General features: G+C 61.8%; 15 protein-coding genes and 1 pseudogene. 5 read left to right on the top strand and 11 right to left on the bottom strand.

Translation table 11 applies throughout. From position 1 onward, the window contains the following. Positions 1 to 160: 160 nt before the first annotated feature. A pseudogene (locus tag GGQ67_RS03520) lies at positions 161 to 289 on the top strand (amino acid ABC transporter ATP-binding protein); the annotation flags it as partial. Between the two features lie 83 nt (positions 290 to 372). Here GGQ67_RS03520 and yghX read toward each other — a convergent pair. The 6 genes from yghX to GGQ67_RS03490 all read right to left on the bottom strand — a co-directional run bounded on the left by yghX (position 373) and on the right by GGQ67_RS03490 (position 6,925). Next, positions 373 to 1,260: a YghX family hydrolase gene (gene yghX / locus GGQ67_RS03515; RefSeq protein WP_183898767.1), complete on the bottom strand. Its 888-nt coding sequence runs from the start codon at positions 1,258 to 1,260 to the stop codon at positions 373 to 375. Between the two features lie 189 nt (positions 1,261 to 1,449). Then, on the bottom strand, positions 1,450 to 2,886 hold the full coding sequence (locus GGQ67_RS03510) for a M81 family metallopeptidase (protein WP_183898766.1): 1,437 nt from the start codon (positions 2,884 to 2,886) through the stop codon (positions 1,450 to 1,452). Positions 2,887 to 2,896: 10 nt separating this feature from the next. Next, positions 2,897 to 4,816, bottom strand: coding sequence for a beta-N-acetylhexosaminidase (locus GGQ67_RS03505; RefSeq protein ID WP_183898765.1), 1,920 nt, complete (start codon positions 4,814 to 4,816; stop codon positions 2,897 to 2,899). Between the two features lie 29 nt (positions 4,817 to 4,845). Then, positions 4,846 to 5,622 (bottom strand): SDR family oxidoreductase, encoded by a 777-nt coding sequence (locus GGQ67_RS03500; protein ID WP_183898764.1) that lies wholly within the window; start codon positions 5,620 to 5,622, stop codon positions 4,846 to 4,848. A gap of 27 nt (positions 5,623 to 5,649) precedes the next feature. Beyond that, on the bottom strand, positions 5,650 to 6,510 hold the full coding sequence (locus tag GGQ67_RS03495) for an SIS domain-containing protein (RefSeq protein WP_183898763.1): 861 nt from the start codon (positions 6,508 to 6,510) through the stop codon (positions 5,650 to 5,652). A gap of 25 nt (positions 6,511 to 6,535) precedes the next feature. Beyond that, positions 6,536 to 6,925 carry a RidA family protein gene (locus tag GGQ67_RS03490; RefSeq protein WP_183898762.1) on the bottom strand — a complete coding sequence of 130 codons (390 nt, stop codon included), beginning with the start codon at positions 6,923 to 6,925 and terminating at the stop codon, positions 6,536 to 6,538. Between the two features lie 110 nt (positions 6,926 to 7,035). Between GGQ67_RS03490 and GGQ67_RS03485 the strand changes: the two genes are divergently transcribed. The 4 genes from GGQ67_RS03485 (at position 7,036) to GGQ67_RS03470 (ending at position 10,550) form a co-directional block, all read left to right on the top strand. Beyond that, positions 7,036 to 7,521, top strand: a complete 486-nt coding sequence (locus tag GGQ67_RS03485; RefSeq protein WP_183898885.1) for a hypothetical protein — start codon at positions 7,036 to 7,038, stop codon at positions 7,519 to 7,521. A gap of 20 nt (positions 7,522 to 7,541) precedes the next feature. Continuing rightward, entirely contained in the window at positions 7,542 to 9,002 is a 1,461-nt protein-coding gene (locus GGQ67_RS03480) for a M81 family metallopeptidase (protein ID WP_183898761.1), read from the top strand. 16 nt (positions 9,003 to 9,018) lie between these two features. Continuing rightward, on the top strand, positions 9,019 to 10,119 hold the full coding sequence (locus tag GGQ67_RS03475) for a D-TA family PLP-dependent enzyme (protein ID WP_183898760.1): 1,101 nt from the start codon (positions 9,019 to 9,021) through the stop codon (positions 10,117 to 10,119). 128 nt (positions 10,120 to 10,247) lie between these two features. Then, positions 10,248 to 10,550 (top strand): hypothetical protein, encoded by a 303-nt coding sequence (locus GGQ67_RS03470; protein ID WP_183898759.1) that lies wholly within the window; start codon positions 10,248 to 10,250, stop codon positions 10,548 to 10,550. A gap of 21 nt (positions 10,551 to 10,571) precedes the next feature. On the opposite strand, the gene GGQ67_RS03465 is transcribed toward GGQ67_RS03470, so the two are convergent. From GGQ67_RS03465 to GGQ67_RS03445, 5 genes are all read right to left on the bottom strand, one after another. Continuing rightward, positions 10,572 to 11,708 (bottom strand): ABC transporter ATP-binding protein, encoded by a 1,137-nt coding sequence (locus tag GGQ67_RS03465; protein WP_183898758.1) that lies wholly within the window; start codon positions 11,706 to 11,708, stop codon positions 10,572 to 10,574. A gap of 89 nt (positions 11,709 to 11,797) precedes the next feature. Next, positions 11,798 to 13,003, bottom strand: a complete 1,206-nt coding sequence (locus GGQ67_RS03460; RefSeq protein ID WP_210279532.1) for an ABC transporter substrate-binding protein — start codon at positions 13,001 to 13,003, stop codon at positions 11,798 to 11,800. Positions 13,004 to 13,071: 68 nt separating this feature from the next. Then, the gene (locus GGQ67_RS03455; protein ID WP_183898756.1) at positions 13,072 to 13,932 is read right to left on the bottom strand and encodes a carbohydrate ABC transporter permease; all 861 of its coding nucleotides are present in this window, start codon (positions 13,930 to 13,932) and stop codon (positions 13,072 to 13,074) included. Next, the gene (locus GGQ67_RS03450) at positions 13,929 to 14,813 is read right to left on the bottom strand and encodes a carbohydrate ABC transporter permease (protein WP_183898755.1); all 885 of its coding nucleotides are present in this window, start codon (positions 14,811 to 14,813) and stop codon (positions 13,929 to 13,931) included. The genes GGQ67_RS03455 and GGQ67_RS03450 overlap by 4 nt, the downstream gene beginning before the upstream one ends. A 13-nt stretch (positions 14,814 to 14,826) precedes the next feature. Further along, on the bottom strand, positions 14,827 to 15,984 hold the full coding sequence (locus GGQ67_RS03445) for a Gfo/Idh/MocA family protein (protein WP_183898754.1): 1,158 nt from the start codon (positions 15,982 to 15,984) through the stop codon (positions 14,827 to 14,829). Positions 15,985 to 16,275 lie beyond the last annotated feature (291 nt).

Raw genomic sequence — 16,275 nt, 5'->3', positions numbered from 1 at the left:
CACAATCCGAAACCGCGTGACATTCCTGTTCGGCGTTCCTACCAATGGAGCGAAGCACGGAACAGGATCTGTATCGTCGCTGGTCTCGGCGGTCGCCATCATCGGATTGCCCCATATGGCGCAGGAGTTCGCTGCGGCACCGTCCCGCCGCTACCTGATCTTCGACAAACCGACCTCGTCGCTCGACCCGGAGCTGGCAGGCGACGTGCTGAACGTCATGCGCGATCTCGCGGCCGAGGGAATGACGATGGTCGTCGCCTCCCACGAGATCGGCTTCGCCGCCATCGTGCTGGACGTCCAGCCCGGCGTCAGACGGAACATGTTGGTCGGCTGCTCTCCATATAGGTTCGCCGGAGCAACCGTTGACCGCGCCTAGACCAGATACTTGTTGAACCAGGCGACCGTGCGTTCCCACGCGAGCTTGGCGGCCGCTTCGTCGTAACGCGGCGTCGAATCGTTGTGAAAGCCGTGATTCACGCCGGGATAGACATAGGCCTCGTACACTTTCTTGTCGGCCTTGAGCGCCGCCTCGTAGGCCGGCCAGCCGTCGGTGATGCCCTTGTCCAGTTCGGCATAATGCAGCAGTAGGGGTGCCTTGATGCGCGCCACGCTGTCGGCGCTCGGCTGACGTCCGTAAAACGGCACGGCGGCGCCGAGTTCCGGATAGGCGACGGCCGCCGCATTGGCGACACCGCCGCCGTAGCAGAAGCCGGTAATGCCGACCTTGCCCGTGGTCAGGTCGCTCTTCATCAGAAACTCGATCGCGGCGAAGAAGTCGTTCATCAGCTTTTGCGGATCGACCTTCTGCTGCAGTTCGCGGCCCTTTTCGTCATTGCCCGGATAGCCGCCGACCGACGTGAGGCCATCGGGCGCCAGCGCGATGAACCCGGCCTTGGCGACACGCCGCGCGACGTCCTCGATATAAGGGTTGAGGCCCCGGTTTTCATGAACGACGACCACGCCCGGCACCTTGCCCGTGGCCTTCGCCGGCCGAACGAGATAGCCACGCACATCGCCGTTTCCCTTGGGCGAGGAATAGGTGATGTATTCGGCGATGATGTCGGGATCGGTGAACTCCACCTGCGTCGCGAGCGCATAGTTCGGGCTCATCGAGGAGAGGATCGCGGCGGCGGTCAGGCCTCCGACGGCGAATTTGCTCGCTCGGTCGAGGAATTCGCGCTTGGTGATCCTGCCGTGCGCGTAATAGTCGTAGAGTTCGAGCAGTTCCTGGGGGAAGTCCTTCGCGGTCAGCCGGTTCATGATCGATCCTCCATCCATCCGTTCCGGCAGCAATACTACACGAGCGCTTCCCCTCGTCAGTTCAACATTGCGCGACCGCCGTGCCGACGACACTGATCATAGTGAGCCGCCTGGTTCAGGTGAGCGGGGCCCGGCAGGTCGGGTCTATCGCCGAAGCCGCCAGGCCGTCGCCGTGTCGGTTGCTTCCCGTCACTCGGACCATCGCGCCGAGAAGCGCGCTTGCGGGAGGTAGCTGAAGTCGCGATCGAAGGGAAAGGCAGGTCGCGCGCGGCGGTTGCTGACCAGCCCCTCGATGTCCTGATTGACCACGCCCTGCGTCAGCGCCATCAGGTTCGGATTGGCGATCGGCGCCAGTTCCGGCGAGAGGTAGCCGGACTTGACGACCAGAAGCCGCACCGCCTTCGGATCAAGCCCGAGCAGGGTGAAATCGGCGATGTTGTGATAGGGCCGGCGGCGCGCGGCGAGCACGACTGTGATCCCACCGATGCGCACGACCGCCTGGCGCTCGGCGGCCACGCCGGTATCGGACAGCAGCACCACCTCCGCCTGCACCTTGGCCGGCGTGCTCGATCCATCGAGGCTGCCGCCGATCGTCAGAGCAAGCGTGGCGCCCTTGCCGGCGGCAAAGCAGGCCTCGACGGCGGGACGATCGGTGATCCCCGCGATCAGCGCGCCGTCAAAGCCACGCGCAATCAGCGCGTTCAACACGTCGGCGCGATCGCCGACGCCGCCACCCGTCGGGTTGTCGGCTGAATCGGCGAGGATGACGGGCGCAGTGTCGGCCTTCTCGGCGATATCGAGCATCTCCGCCAGCGGCCCGGTGACGGGACCGAAGCGGAAATCCTCGCGTGCGTTCCAGTAGGAGAGCGCGATCTCTTCCGCGGCCTTGGCAGCGGCACCCTTGCTGGTCGCCGTGATGACCGCGCAGGCGGTTGCGCGCGGCTCGTCGGCCCAGACATAGCCGACCATCAGATTGGCGTCGAGAACGCCGGCGCGTTGATCGAAGACCTGCAGCGCCTCATAGAGCGCCTTCGCCGGCTGGTCTTCCGTCGATGTGCGCTCGCCGGGCCAAAGCACCGGCACCGGCGCCCAGGCGACGCCAGGGCGCGTGCCGCTTTTCAAGGCATCGACCAGCATCGACCAGGCGCGCACCATCGTCTCGCGTACATCGATATGCGGCGCGGTCCGGTAGGCGGCGAAGATATCAAGTTGATCGATGATCTTCTGGCTGACGTTGCCGTGCAGGTCATAGCTCGCCGCGACAACCACATCGGGCCCGACCACGGCGCGAGCGGCCGAAATCCAATCGCCCTCGGCGTCGTCCATGCCCTCGACATTCATCGCGCCATGCATGGCAAGATAGAGCCCGTCGATCGGCAATGCGGCCTTCAAGAGAGTGAGGAACTCGCTCTTGAAGGCTTCGTAGGCGACGCGCGAGACCGGGCCTCCAGGCACGGCGCGCGCGTGCAGAAGCGGCAGATGCTCGACGCCATCGGCCTTCAGAAAGTTGAAATACTCGCCCCCCAGAAGGTCCGCGCCCTTGAGGACGCGAAAATCCTCGACGGCCATCAGCACTGGCGAATAGGTGCTGCACTCTGTATGAATTCCGCCAACAGCGAGCCGCATCGTCACGTCCTCACAATTTCGGGCTCAGCGGCACGATGGCCGAGAAGCGATCCCAGTTTTTCTTCGCCTTCGGTGTCCAGGCGGCCTCGGCGATAGCAGGCAGGCGCGGGAAGACGAGACGGTTGAAATAGCCGCGAGACAGGAAGTGCTCCGACCAGATGCAGGCCTGCACGCCCTTCATCCTGTCCTTCAGCTCTTCGGGGAAATCGCCCTCGGCCTCATAGCCATAGGTGTGGGCCGGCGGCACCGTGCCCGCCCAGCTGGCGCCGGGTTCCTGGAAGGCCTCGGCCTGCACCATGTCGAGATAATAGGCCTGGCCGGGGGTCATCACCACCTCATAGCCTTCCCTGGCAAGCCCGATGCCGACCTGCGGATTTTCCCAGGCCATCAGCAGCGTGTCCTTGGCCGCGACGCCGCCGCCATGGGCGACCTCGTTCCAGCCGGCGAGCTTGCGCCCGCGCGCCGTCAGCATATCCTTGACGCGCTTCAGGAAGTAGGATTGCAGCGCGAAGGTGCCCTCGATGCCTTCCTGCTCCATCAGCTTCTTGGCGAGCGGTGACGCCAGCCAGGAGCCGTTCGCCACCTCGTCGCCGCCGATATGCAGATATTTCGACGGGAAGAGCTCGACCGTTTCGTCGAGCACCTTTTCCAGGAAGGTGTAGGTCAGCGGAATGGCGGGGTTCAGCGCATTGTTCGGATAGCCCTGGACCGAATGATAGCTGTCGGGTGCTTCCTGGCCATCGGTCAGCTCCGGCAACGCCACGAGCGTCGCCGTGCTGTGGCCGGGAATATCGATCTCGGGAACGACCTCGACGCTCAACATCAGCGCGTGCGCGACGATCTCGCGGACATCTGCCTGCGAATAGAAGCCGCCGACCGGCTCCGCGCCATTGCCGAGCTGCGGCAGGAGCGGTGCATCCGGTCCGCGCAGCACGCCGGTGGTCGTCAGCTCCGGATAGGCCTTGATCTCCAGGCGCCAGGCTTCGTCGTCGGTCAGGTGCCAATGGAAGATATTGAGCTTGAGCCAGGCCAGAATATCGATCAGCCGCTTGATATCGGCTGCCGGGTAGAACTGACGCGAGACATCGAGATGGCAGCCGCGCCAGCCATAGCGTGGCTTGTCGGAGATGGTGCCCGAGATCGGGAAACGGAACGTGCCGGGGCGGCTGCGCGCGCCCTCGAGCATCTGCGCCAGCGACGTCAGGCCATACTGGCGACCGGCGGCGTCGGCATAGGCAAGCGTGATTTCTTCGGCCGAGAAAGTGAGCTTGTAGCCCTCGGCCGCAATCGCGGCATCGGTGACGAAACGCACTGCGCGGCCTTGGCGTGACGGCTGCAGGTTGAACGGCGCATGCGCGCTTTCGAACAGGCGGCGGACCAGCGAGGTGACCGTGGACATGGCACGCAGATCATCCGAGGAGGCACCGGCCGCGGGATAGAGCACGACAGGAAAGCCGTCGCCGGGCTTGGCGTCGATCTCGGCCGGCCATGGCTGCAGCGCGAAAGGCAGGTCGAGCTTGCCCTCAGGCAAAAGCACCGGCGGCGGCTCGCTCACGCGGCCCTCGAGCAGGAGATCGGACACGGCGACCGCGACGTGGCTACCGTCGGCAAGTGTCACATAGGCCGACTTGGCGCCATCGGTGCAGTGCTTGGCGGGGCGGTGCAGACCGCTGACGGTAAAGGTCCAGCCTTCACCCGGCGCAATGGAAAGGCCCTCTGGTGGCGCGAACTCGTGAAAATTGGCGTTGCGGCGCAGGAAGGTCGCGTTCTCGCAAGCCTTCTTGTCGATCACCCGTGTCAGCGACGTATAGACGATCTTGAAATCCGCGAGCGGCGCATCCGACAGGTTGAAAAGGGTAAAGGTGAAGCGACCATTCGGACCGCCGTCCGGCTGCCAGGAGCTCTCCAGACGATAAGGTACCGTGTCCATAACTGTTCCTCTCAGTATTATTTTTTTGATCAGTAGTCAGCGGATTGGGAGAAGGTGCGGGCGAGTTCCGCTTGCCCCGCGGTAAGGCCGCAATCGACGGGCAGGCAGACACCGGTAATGCCGTTGGCCTGCGCGCTCGCCAGGAAGCCGACCGCATTGGCGACATCCTTCGGATCGACAACACGCTGCAGCGGATACCAGCGGCGCGCTTCCTCGAAGACATTGGGGTTGGCGGCGGCGCGGGCTTCCCAGGCCTGCGTGCGCACCGTGCCCGGCGCAATCGCGTTCGAGCGGATGCCGAACTTGCCGTATTCGACGGCGACCAGCTTGGTGAAATGCAAAAGCCCCGCCTTGGCGGCGCTATAGGCCGGATGGCCGAAGACGTGCATCCCGTTGACCGAGGCGATGTTGACTACCGAGCCCTGCGTTTCTTTCAAGAGATCCGCGACGGCGCTGAAGCACAGGAACGGCGCCTCGAGGTTGAGCGCGTTATCGGCGCGCCAATCCTCGGGCTTCGTCGACTGCAGACTGACCGCGCGCGCGGCACCCGCATTGTTGACCAGCGTTTTCAGCGCGCCGAGCGACGCGGCGGCCTTGGCCATCTCGGCAACGCTGTGTTCGCTTGTGACGTCACAGCTGACGGCGACGAAACGCTCAGCCGGGCCAAGCGCACGCGCGGCCTTTTCGGCGGCAGCGCCGTCGATATCGACAAGCAGGATGACATCATGGTCATCCGCGAGCCGGCTGGCGATGGCACGGCCGATATCGCCCGCAGCGCCGGTCACGATCGCTACCGATTTTGTCATTCTCAGTCCTTTCCTGACATGAGATCCTCAGTCCCCGAGCAGCTGACGGTCATCGCCGTCACGGTGGGCAACGAGTTGTTGTTTGATGCGTCGAAGAGTGACCGCCGCCTGCGGGATATTATAGGCGACGAGGCTGGCCAGGATATCGACGGCGGCCAGATAGGCGATGCGCGTCGAGGTCGGCCGGAAGATGTTGTTTCCCTCGGCAAGATCGATCGGAATGACGATGTCGGCGGACTTGGCGACGAGGCTGTCGGCCTGCGTCAGCGCAATGGTCGTGACCCCGGTCTCGCGGGCGAGCGTGAAGGAGCGGACGAGCTCGGTGTTGCGCCCGGAGAATGACGAGCCGATGATGACATGCGTCGACTTCGCCGCCGCCGCCAGCATCAGCTGCATGCCATGGTCGGAGCTCGCTGTGACGTGCAGGCCAAAGCGGAAGAGGCGGTTCTGCAACTCGCTGGCGATCATCGAGGAATTGCCGCCCGAGCCGAAGGCATAGATCATCTCGGCCTTGGCGATCTTCTCGGCAGCCTGTTCGATGGCGGCAAGGTCGAGCGAGCGATGCAGCAGGAACAGCGCATTCTGCGCCTTGGTGATGATGTCCTGGGCGACATCACCGGGATCGCGGCTCTTCGGCTCGGGTCGGAGATAGCGCATCCCGACATACGCCGTGCGGGCGAGCTGAACCTTGAAATCGGAAAAGCTCTCGCAGCCGACACGGCGACAGAAGCGGGTGACAGTGGGCGGCGAGACATCCGCCTTTTCCGCCAGCTCGATGATCGAGGCATTGACGGCGAATTCGAAGTCGTTGAGCAGAATCTCCGCGATACGGCTTTCCGACGGCGAAAGCCGGGCCTTCTCTTCCTGCAATGTCGAGAAAATGTCCACGCGCGGCTCCCCTTGGTCTATCGCGCTATTTGTCTTTCGCTTTATACGCGACGCAATCGATTTCGATCTTACAATCGACCATCATCGACGATTGCACACAGGCGCGTGCCGGCGGGTGCTCGCCGAAATACTGCTGATAGATACCGTTGAAGGTCCAGAAATCGCGCGGATCGTCGAGCCAGACGCCGCAGCGCACGACATGCTCGACGCCATAACCGGCCTCTTCCAGGATCGCGATCACGTTCTGGATCGTCTTGTGCGTCTGCGCGACGATGTTGCCATCGATGATCTCGCCATTTTCCATGGCAACCTGGCCTGACACATAGAGCCAGCCGTCGGCTTCGACCGCACGGGCAAACGGCAGCGGCTTTCCGCCTGCGCCGGTCTGAACGGTGCCATAACGCTTGATGGACATTGACCGATCCTTGCAAATTATTTTCGTGATAAGTTGACAAGTGACCATATTAAGCGGAATTTGACCAGAGAAAAACGTCATTCATGAAAAGAATTTCAATCGAGAACACCATGCGCGATCCTTTCAAGAACCCCTTCCCCGCCTCCGATGCCATCAGGCATTCGATCTGGGAGATGCTCGTTCACCGCGATATCGACGCCTTCCTAGCGGCTGACTGGTCGATGGTGGAGCACGATTTCGTCGAGGACGGCTTCATCGGTATCGACGGCCGCAAGGAAGTAAGCCCCGACAAGTGGCGCCTCGCCTTCCCGACGCTCGCCGCCTATCGCGATGAGTGGGTCCGCCAGGCAAAGGATTTCGCGACGCAATCCTTTGCCGAGGACACGCGCACCGCTATTTTCACCACGACCACGCTCGAGGATATCGAGATCGAGGGCGACATGGCGCTGGTGCGCAAGAAGTTCGACGGCGGCATCGCCAAGGCCGATGGCAGCCGCGATATCATGCAGTGGCAGACCCTTTATTATTGCCGCCTGCACGAAGGGCGTTGGAAGATCTCAGGCTTCACCGGCTATCTTCCGAACCCGATGGGTTGATCAAAACAAAGGCCGAGACATTGCGGATTTTCACGGCGGCTCTCGCAACCGAGACGAATACCTTCTCCCCCATCTGCGTCGATCGGCGTGCTTTTGAGGCGTCGCTCTATGCGCCGCCGGGCCAACACCCGGAAACGCCGACGCTCTGCACCGCACCGATCACCGTCGGCCGGCGCGTGTGCGCGGAGAAGGGCTGGACGCTGATCGAAGGCACCGCGACCTGGGCGGATCCGGCCGGCCTCGTCAGCCGCGCGACCTATGAAGGCCTGCGCGACGAAATTCTCGGGCAGCTCCGCGCCGCCATGCCCGTCGACGCCGTGGTGCTTGGCCTGCACGGCGCCATGGTCGCCGCAGGCTATGAGGACACGGAAGGCGATACGCTGACGCGCATTCGCGACATCGTCGGCGCTGACATTCCCGTTTTCGCCGAGCTCGATCCACACAGCCATCTGACCGCCAAGCGTTTCGCCGCGGCCAATGTTTTCGTCTACTTCAAGGAGTTCCCGCACACCGATTTCGTCGATCGCGCCGAGGACCTTTGGCGTATCGCCGTCGATACGATCGAGGGCCGCGTCAAACCCGTCATGTCCGTCTTCGACTGCCGGATGATCGACGTGTTTCCGACCTCGCGCGATCCGATGCGCTCTTTCGTCGACAAGATCATGCGCATCGAGAAAGACGATCCCGATGTGCTCTCCATCTCCGTGGTTCACGGCTTCATGGCGGGTGATGTGCCGGATATGGGCACCAAGCTTCTCGTCGTTACCAACGGCCGCAAGGACAAGGGCGATGCGCTGGCGCATGAACTCGGCATGGAGCTCTTTTCAAAGCGCGGCACCTTCATGATGCCGCAGATCGACGAGAGAGAGGCGGTGTCGCAGGCGCTGGCGGCAACCGCCTGGCCCGTCGTCATCGCCGACATGTGGGACAACCCCGGCGGCGGAACGGCGGGCGACGCGACGGTGGTTCTAGGCGAACTCTTGGCGCGCGGTGTCACCGATGCGGCGATCGGCACCATCTGGGACCCGATGGCGGTGCAGATCTGCATGGCGGCCGGTGAAGGCGCAGAGATTCCGCTTCGCTTCGGCGCCAAGTCCGCACCCGGTACCGGCAACCCGATCGACGGCCTCGTCAAGGTCATCAAGATCGTGCCGAACGCCGAGATGCGCTTCGGCGAGAGCTTCGCGCCGTTCGGCGATGCGGCGCATATCGTGCTCGACGGCATCGACATCATCCTGAACTCGACGCGCGCCCAAAGCTTCGATCCGAGCCTGTTCTCGGTCATGGGCATCGACCCGACGCGGAAGAAAATCCTCGTCATCAAGTCGACGAACCACTTCTACGCCTCCTTCTCGAAGATCGCGTCCGAAATCCTCTATTGCGCAGCGGGTACGCCTTATCCTAACAATCCAGCGAAGACGCCGTATCGGCGCGCGCGCAAGGATATCTGGCCCATGATCGCCGATCCCCACGGCGCCTAACATGGAGTAGCCTAAGATGCACAACAGCCCATTTGCCGTCGTCGCCAAGCCCGGCGACAAGGTCGCTGACCTTTCGACGCCTCGCCCTGTCATCGACGAGGATCGGATGGCGGCCAATATCGCCCGCACGCAGGCCTATATGGACGCGCACGGCATCGACTTCCGCCCGCACATCAAGACACACAAGATCCCGGCGCTGGCCGCCCAGCAGGTAGCCGCGGGCGCCAAGGGCATCAATTGCCAGAAGGTCACCGAGGCCGAAGTCTTCGCCGAAGCCGGTTTCGAGGACATCCTCGTCACCTTCAACATCATCGGCGCAGAGAAGCTCGAACGCCTCGCGGCGCTGAACGAGCGCATTTCCGGCCTGAAGGTGGTCGCGGATAGCGCCTATACCGTCGACGGCCTTTCGGCCTATTTCGCAGCGCGCAAGCCGCTTGTGGTGCTGGTCGAGTGCGATACCGGCGCGGGACGCTGCGGCGTGCAGGAACCCGCGCAAGCAGCAGCGCTTGCCAAGCGCATCGACGCGGCGGCGGGCCTGGCATTTGGCGGGCTCCTGAACTATCCTAAACCGGGCGCCGCTGCCGAGGTACAGGCGTTTCTTTCGCAAGCGCTCGCGTTGATCGAGGCCGAGGGCGTCACCTGCCCCATCGTCAGCAACGGCGGATCGCCGAGCCTCTTCGACGCGCATCTGGTCCCGGCCGCGACGGAACACCGTGCCGGCACCTATATCTACAATGACCGCTCCATGGTCCGCGCCGGCCATTGCACGGTGGACGACTGCGCCATGCATATTCTCGCCACGGTCGTTTCCCGCCCGACGGGAGATCGCGCCGTGATCGATGCGGGGTCGAAGGCGCTGACATCCGATCTGCTCGGCTTCACGGATTATGGTCAGGTGGTCGGCTATCCGCAGGCTTCAATTACCGGCCTGTCGGAAGAGCACGGCGTGATCGACCTGTCGAAATGCGAGGGCGCTCGCCCGCAGATCGGCGACAAGATCCTGATCATCCCGAACCATACCTGTGTCGTCTCCAACCTTTTCGACACCATGGTTTTCCACCGCGACGGCGTCGTCACGCGCGTCGAGGACGTCGCGGCGCGCGGGCTGGTCTGGTAGCCAGAACCACGCGTCGGCGGCCGTTCGCCGGCCGCCGACGCCATCTTACGAGACCTCCTTGAAGTTTGCCTTGTCCGGCGCATCTTATGGATGCGCCAATATTCCGGCGATGTCCTGGGAGGTCATTCATGAGAATTCTGATCGCATTGGGAATAGCAGCAAGCTTCGCGTGCGTTTCGGCCGCGCAGGCGCCGGCGCAGTGGCAGACCTATTCCGGCGTCCGCGTCGATTCCGACCCGACCATTCTCGCCCGCTTCGACCGCACATATCCTTATTGCGAGCAGGAAGCGTTTCGCCGCGGCTCGACCGACGTCAACAGCCTGTGGCACGTCACGGCGTTGCGAAACTGCATGTATCGCCACGGCATCGTTGACCGGGGCTCATACTCCTACCCGGCCAACGCCTTGTTCTACAATTTCCTCGACCGCTGATGACGCGACCCGCGCTCGCGATCAGGCAAGCGCTGTCGGGTTCAGCAGATTGAGATCGATATCGGTCAACGCAACGTGGCGTTCGAACGCGATGCCGGCGCCGTCGAAGAGGTGGCAGTCCGCAGCGTTGATGCCGACCAGCATGGGCTGCTCCGGCCGCACGCCGACGCTGCCGGATAGCGTGGCGCAGAAGTTCTCACCCTCGCCATCCAGCGCGGCATAGGCAACGGTCTGCGCCCCGAGACGCTCGATGACGCTCGGCGTGATCGTGAGCGAGATATCGCCCGATGCGAGTTGGATATGTTCAGGACGGACGCCGAGTGTCAGCGCCTTGCCCACGACACCCTCGCGTGGCGTGACCGGCACCGTCAGCGTCTGGCCCTTGTAATCGACCGTCACGCTCTTGTCGGCTGCACCGGTGCAGGTGACCGGCAGGAAATTCATCTTCGGATTGCCGATGAAGCCAGCCACGAACATATTGGCGGGCTTGTGATAGAGTTCGAGCGGCGCGCCCGTCTGGGCGATCTCGCCGGCGTTGAGGACGACGATGCGGTCGGCCATCGTCATCGCCTCGACCTGGTCGTGGGTGACGTAGATCATCGTCGCCTTGAGCTGGCGGTGCAGTTTGGCGAGTTCGATGCGCATGTCGGAGCGCAGCGCGGCGTCGAGGTTGGACAAAGGTTCGTCGAACAGGAATATTTTCGGCTCGCGCACGATCGCGCGGCCGATCGCCACGCGCTGGCGCTGGCCGCCCGAGAGCATGCCCGGCTTCTGCTGCAGACGCTGGTCGAGATGCAGGATGCGGGCGGCGTTTTCCACCTTGGCCTTCAGCTTCCCCTCTTCCATCTTCTCGACGCGCAGCGGAAAGGCGATATTTTCGAAAACGCTCATATGCGGATAAAGCGCGTAGGACTGGAACACCATGGCGATGCCGCGCTTGACGGGTGGCAGATCGTTCACCCTGACGCCGTCGATCACGATGTCACCCGCCGAGGTTCCGTCCAAGCCTGCGATCATGCGAAGCAAGGTGGATTTGCCGCAGCCGGAGGGGCCGACGAACACGACGAACTCGCCATTGTTCACCTCGAGCTGAACGCCCTTCAGAACCTCGAAGTCGCCGTAAAATTTCTGAACCTTGTTGAGAAGTAGCTGTCCCAAAACCTGTCTCCGCTCACCGCCACGCGCGGCGCATACCCTCGATAGCGAAGGGATCGCGGGTGTTGCGCCCCGCGATCCCCAACAAAGGCTTACTTGAACGCCTCGATATCGGTCGCGGCCTTCTTGAGGGCGTCGGCCGGCTCGGCCTTGCCCGTCACGACGGACTGGACCATCTCGATCATGGAATTCTGGAAGCCCTTGTAGTCCTTGAACAGCGGCTCCGGGCCACCATAGGCAATGCCGTCGATGAACGGCTTCCAGAAGGGCTCCTTCTTGACGAATTCATCGACCTGGGCCGACGGACGCAGCGGCGTCAGGCCGGCGCCACCCTGGAGTTCGTACTCGCCCTGCGGACCCGCGGAGGTGATGAACTTGGCGAACTCGGTTGCCTTTTCCTCGACGCCCGAACCCTTGAAGATCGCCAGGCTGTCGGTGATGAGCAGCGTGCCCTGGCCCTTGGCGGAGGGACCGAGCGGCAGCGGCGCGACGCCCCATTCGAGCTTCGTGTCCTTGAGGCGATAGGCGGCGCCCGAACCGGCCTGGATCATGCCGACCTTGCCGTCGAGGAAGATGGCGCGGATTTCGTTCTGTTCGTAGGCGGTGGCGCCTTCGACGGAGTAAGGCGTGATGTCCTTGTAGGCCTGGAGAGCGGCAAGAACCTCAGGGCTGTCGGCCTTGATGTTGCCCTTGTCGTCGATGATCGTGCCGTTGTTGGTGTAAACCCAATGCATGAACTGGTGCATCGTGTTGTCGAAGGTCTTGGCTGGCAGACCATAGCCCGGAATGCCCGTCTTTTCCTTGATCGCCTTGGCAAAGGCGATTTCCTCGGCCCAGGTCTGCGGCGGCTTTTCCGGATCGAGACCAGCCTGCTTGAAGAGGGCCTTGTTCCAGTAGAGCGCCTTGGTCGAGAAGGCGATCGGAACGCCCCACTGCGTATCGTCGAACGTCACCGTGCTGACGATACCCGGATAGTAGCTCTTCTTCTCGTCATCGCTCATCGGAACCGGGACGATCAGGTCGTTTTCCGCGAATTCCTTCAGCGTGCGCGAGCCGACATAGGCCATGGCCACGGGCGTTCCCGCCGCGGCAAGCGTCGTTGCCTTGTCCTGGCACTGTTCCCAGCCCACGACCTCAGGCTTCACCGACCAGCCGGCGTTCTTGCCTTCCCATTCCTTGATGTATTTTTCATGGATCGGGTCGATCTTGTCGCCGCAATAAATCCACGAGATTTCCTGATTGGCGGCCTGAGCGGTCATGGCGCCGAGCGCGGTCGAACCGAGCAGGGCAAGGGCCATCAGCCCGGTCTTGAATTGAATAGTCACGTCTTTAGCTCCCGTTTTTTCTCTGGTGGTTGACTTTCGACTTACTGTTTCACCGCGCCCGCAGTCAGACCGCTGACGAGATACCGTTGAAGGAGGAAGATCACGATCATAGCCGGCGCGATGCCGACGAAGCTTGCAGCCATGAGTTCGTTCCAGACCACCTCCTGGCGACCGAAATAGGCAAAAAGGCCGACAGGGAGCGGCGCATACTCGGTCTTGGAGTTGAATGTCAGAGCGAAGATGAACTGCTGAGCATAGGAGCCGATGAACGTCGTGATCGCAACCACGGTAATGCCCGGCATTGCGATCGGGAGGATAACGCGACGCAGGGTGTAGAAATGGCTGGCGCCATCGACGTAGGCGGCTTCATCCAGTTCCCTCGGAATACGCATCATGTAGGTTCTGAGCAGCCAGATGGCCGACGGGATCAGGAAGGCTACCCCGGGAACGATGATGGCGAAGTACGTATTGAGAAGACCAAGCGAGCGCATCAGACGGAAGAGCGGGATGAGAAGAACAGCGCCCGAAAACATATTTACGGCAAGGAACGCGCCGAGCAGAAGGCCGGCTCCCCTGAACTCGAAGCGGGCGAACGAATAGGCAGCCGGCACGACCAGGATCAGGACGACCGCTGTGACGATGATCGAAATGAAGAACGAATTGAAGATGTATCGCGCAAAGCCCGGAACGCTGATCCACATCGTGCGGTAGGCTTCGAAGGAACCGTTTTCGGGAATGAACCGATAGGGCGAAGAGAAGAGCTGGCTGAGCGGCTTCAACGATACGAGAAAGCCTTCCACGAACGGTGCCAGCACGAATGTCAGAAACACCAGAATTCCGGCGTAGATGCCGACAATCTCGTACCACTTGTAGCGATTGATCAGAAGAGATGGCTGTTTCATCGCTTGTCTCCGGAAGCAAGTCGGCTGGTCAGGCGGAAGTAGCAAACGCAGAAGATCGACAAGAAGATGCAGATCAGAACGGCGCGCGCGGCACCCTCACCATATTTGTTCGAACCGATGGCGGTACGGTAAGTGTCGATGATCATCGTCGTCGTTTCACCGCTCGGACCACCGCGAGTCAAAATCCAGATGATGTCGAATGAATTGAAGGTCGCGATCAGCGACAGCATCGACATGGTGATCAGCGAAGGAATGATCAGCGGCAGCGTGATCCGGCGGAAGCGATAGAACCGACCGGCACCATCCGTCCACGCGGCTTCGTAGAGATCCTGTGGAATCGCCTGCATGGCGGCCAGCATGTAAAGCGTGACCATCGGCACGCCGATCCAGACGTCGGTAATGATCGTCGCCCAGAAAGCGGTCGATCCCTCGGCAAGGAATGCCACGGGTCCGGACGCAAGACCGACCCGCTGCAGCATGCCGGAAATCATCCCGAACTGCCCGTTATACATCCACCCCCACATGAAGATGCCGATCGCCATCGGAACGATCCACGGTGGCATCGTCAGGACACGGAAGAGCGCCCGTCCCGGAACCGCCGCGTTCAACATGGTGGCGCCAAAAACGCCGATAATCATCTTGATCGACACGGAGAAGAAGGTCCAGACGAACGTCCGGATGATAACCTCGGCAAAGGTCTGATTGAAAATCTTCGCGTAATTCACCCAGCCGACCCAGTTCGTCACCTTCTTCAGCGACGCATCCGTAAAGGAAAGGATAAAGGTATCGACGAGCGGATAGGCAACGATCAGCGCGACGTAGAGAACTGCTGGAAGGAGAAGTATCCAGGCGAAGATGAGGTTGCTTCGTTGAACGTTCATCCTGCCGCCCTCCTCAGGCTGCTCTAGCGTGGAGCGCCTCGTCGAACTTGTCCCATACGGGACGCAGATCCACGACCGATCGCTTCATGCGGGCCTCGTCCATCGAAAGCGCGAGAATACCCGCCTCCAGCGCATTAAGCGTCGACACAGGCAGCACCGTGCCGGTGCGAACGCTGTCGAGAATATCGACGGCCATCTGTTCGTCGGCGCCATAGTGCTGCGACAGCTCGGTGGCGGCGTAGGTGTTTTCGACGACCTTCTTGCCGGTCAGTTGCTCATGCACATCCAGATAGCCGCGAACGAAATCGCCTTCGGCCATGCCGCGCGATCCCATGATCGCAAAGCGGCGGAACTGGTCGGGCACGTTGAGATTGGTGTGGAAGTTCATGCCGACGCCGTTGGCGTATTCGACGATCGCGACCTGATAGTCGATGATGTCGGCGTCACTGTCGAACACCTTGTCGGTGCCCTTCCAGCCGCTCGGCTTGCGATGGAACAGTTCGAGATCGTTGATGCCTTCGCGGGCCGGATCGTTGTCAGGCGTGAAGCTCTTGCGTCCGCCGAAGCTTGCGACCCGTTCGGGCCGCGCGCCGACGATGCCATTATACAGGTCGAGATCGTGGCAGCACTTCTCCAGCATGAAGCTGCCGGAATAGCGCTCGTAGCGGCGCCAGTCGCGCATGAAGAAAGCGCCGTGATAGGGCTCGATGTGCTCGGATGCCTCGATCGAAACGATCTGGCCGAGATTGCCCGCCGCCTGAACCGCCTGCAGGTCGCGGTAAAGCGGCGAGTAGCGCAGCACCAGCCCGACCATAAGCCGCTCATGGCCGAACTTGGCCATCAGGCGCGCGAGCTCGACGCTTTCGGCGATCGTCGTCACGATCGGCTTTTCGCAAAACACCTTGAGACCGGCTTCGAGACCGATACGGATATGTTCGAGATGGAAGAGATTGGGCGAGCCGATCATCAGGAGATCGAGCTTCTCGTTGGCGATCAGCTCCTGCGGAGAGGCATAGGATTTACCAGCGGAAATGCCGTTTTCGACGAGACCCGGCAGGCCCGCGGGCTCGGGATCGACATAGCCGACGATCTCGAAGCTTTCATCAATCGACTTGAAGACATAGCCAAGATAGCCGAGCCGGAATCCTAGCCCGATAATTCCCACTTTCATGCTGTTCTCGTTCCCATTTACGTAATTTATTTTCGTCAGGTTGAGACAAAAATTCGATCTCGTCAACAAGAAACACGGAAAAAGTTGGAACTGTGAAATTGATTTTCATAATGGCTGTTCGAAGACTGTTTTGATTTTCACCATCGGCATGGCGACCACCACTCACCCGGTCTCGGGCAAGAGCATGCTCGTCGCCCATCTTTACGGGACGGGCGTCGCGACGTACCGTCCGCATTCCGGGCGCGCTCGATTTGAGCATTGACAGAATTGGTGCCGTCTCTCAAAAGTTTC

Source organism: Rhizobium metallidurans, assembly GCF_014196505.1.
GTDB lineage: Bacteria > Pseudomonadota > Alphaproteobacteria > Rhizobiales > Rhizobiaceae > Rhizobium > Rhizobium metallidurans.
Note: the sequence above shows the minus strand (reverse complement) of the source record. Positions and strands in the feature narration are given on the sequence as shown.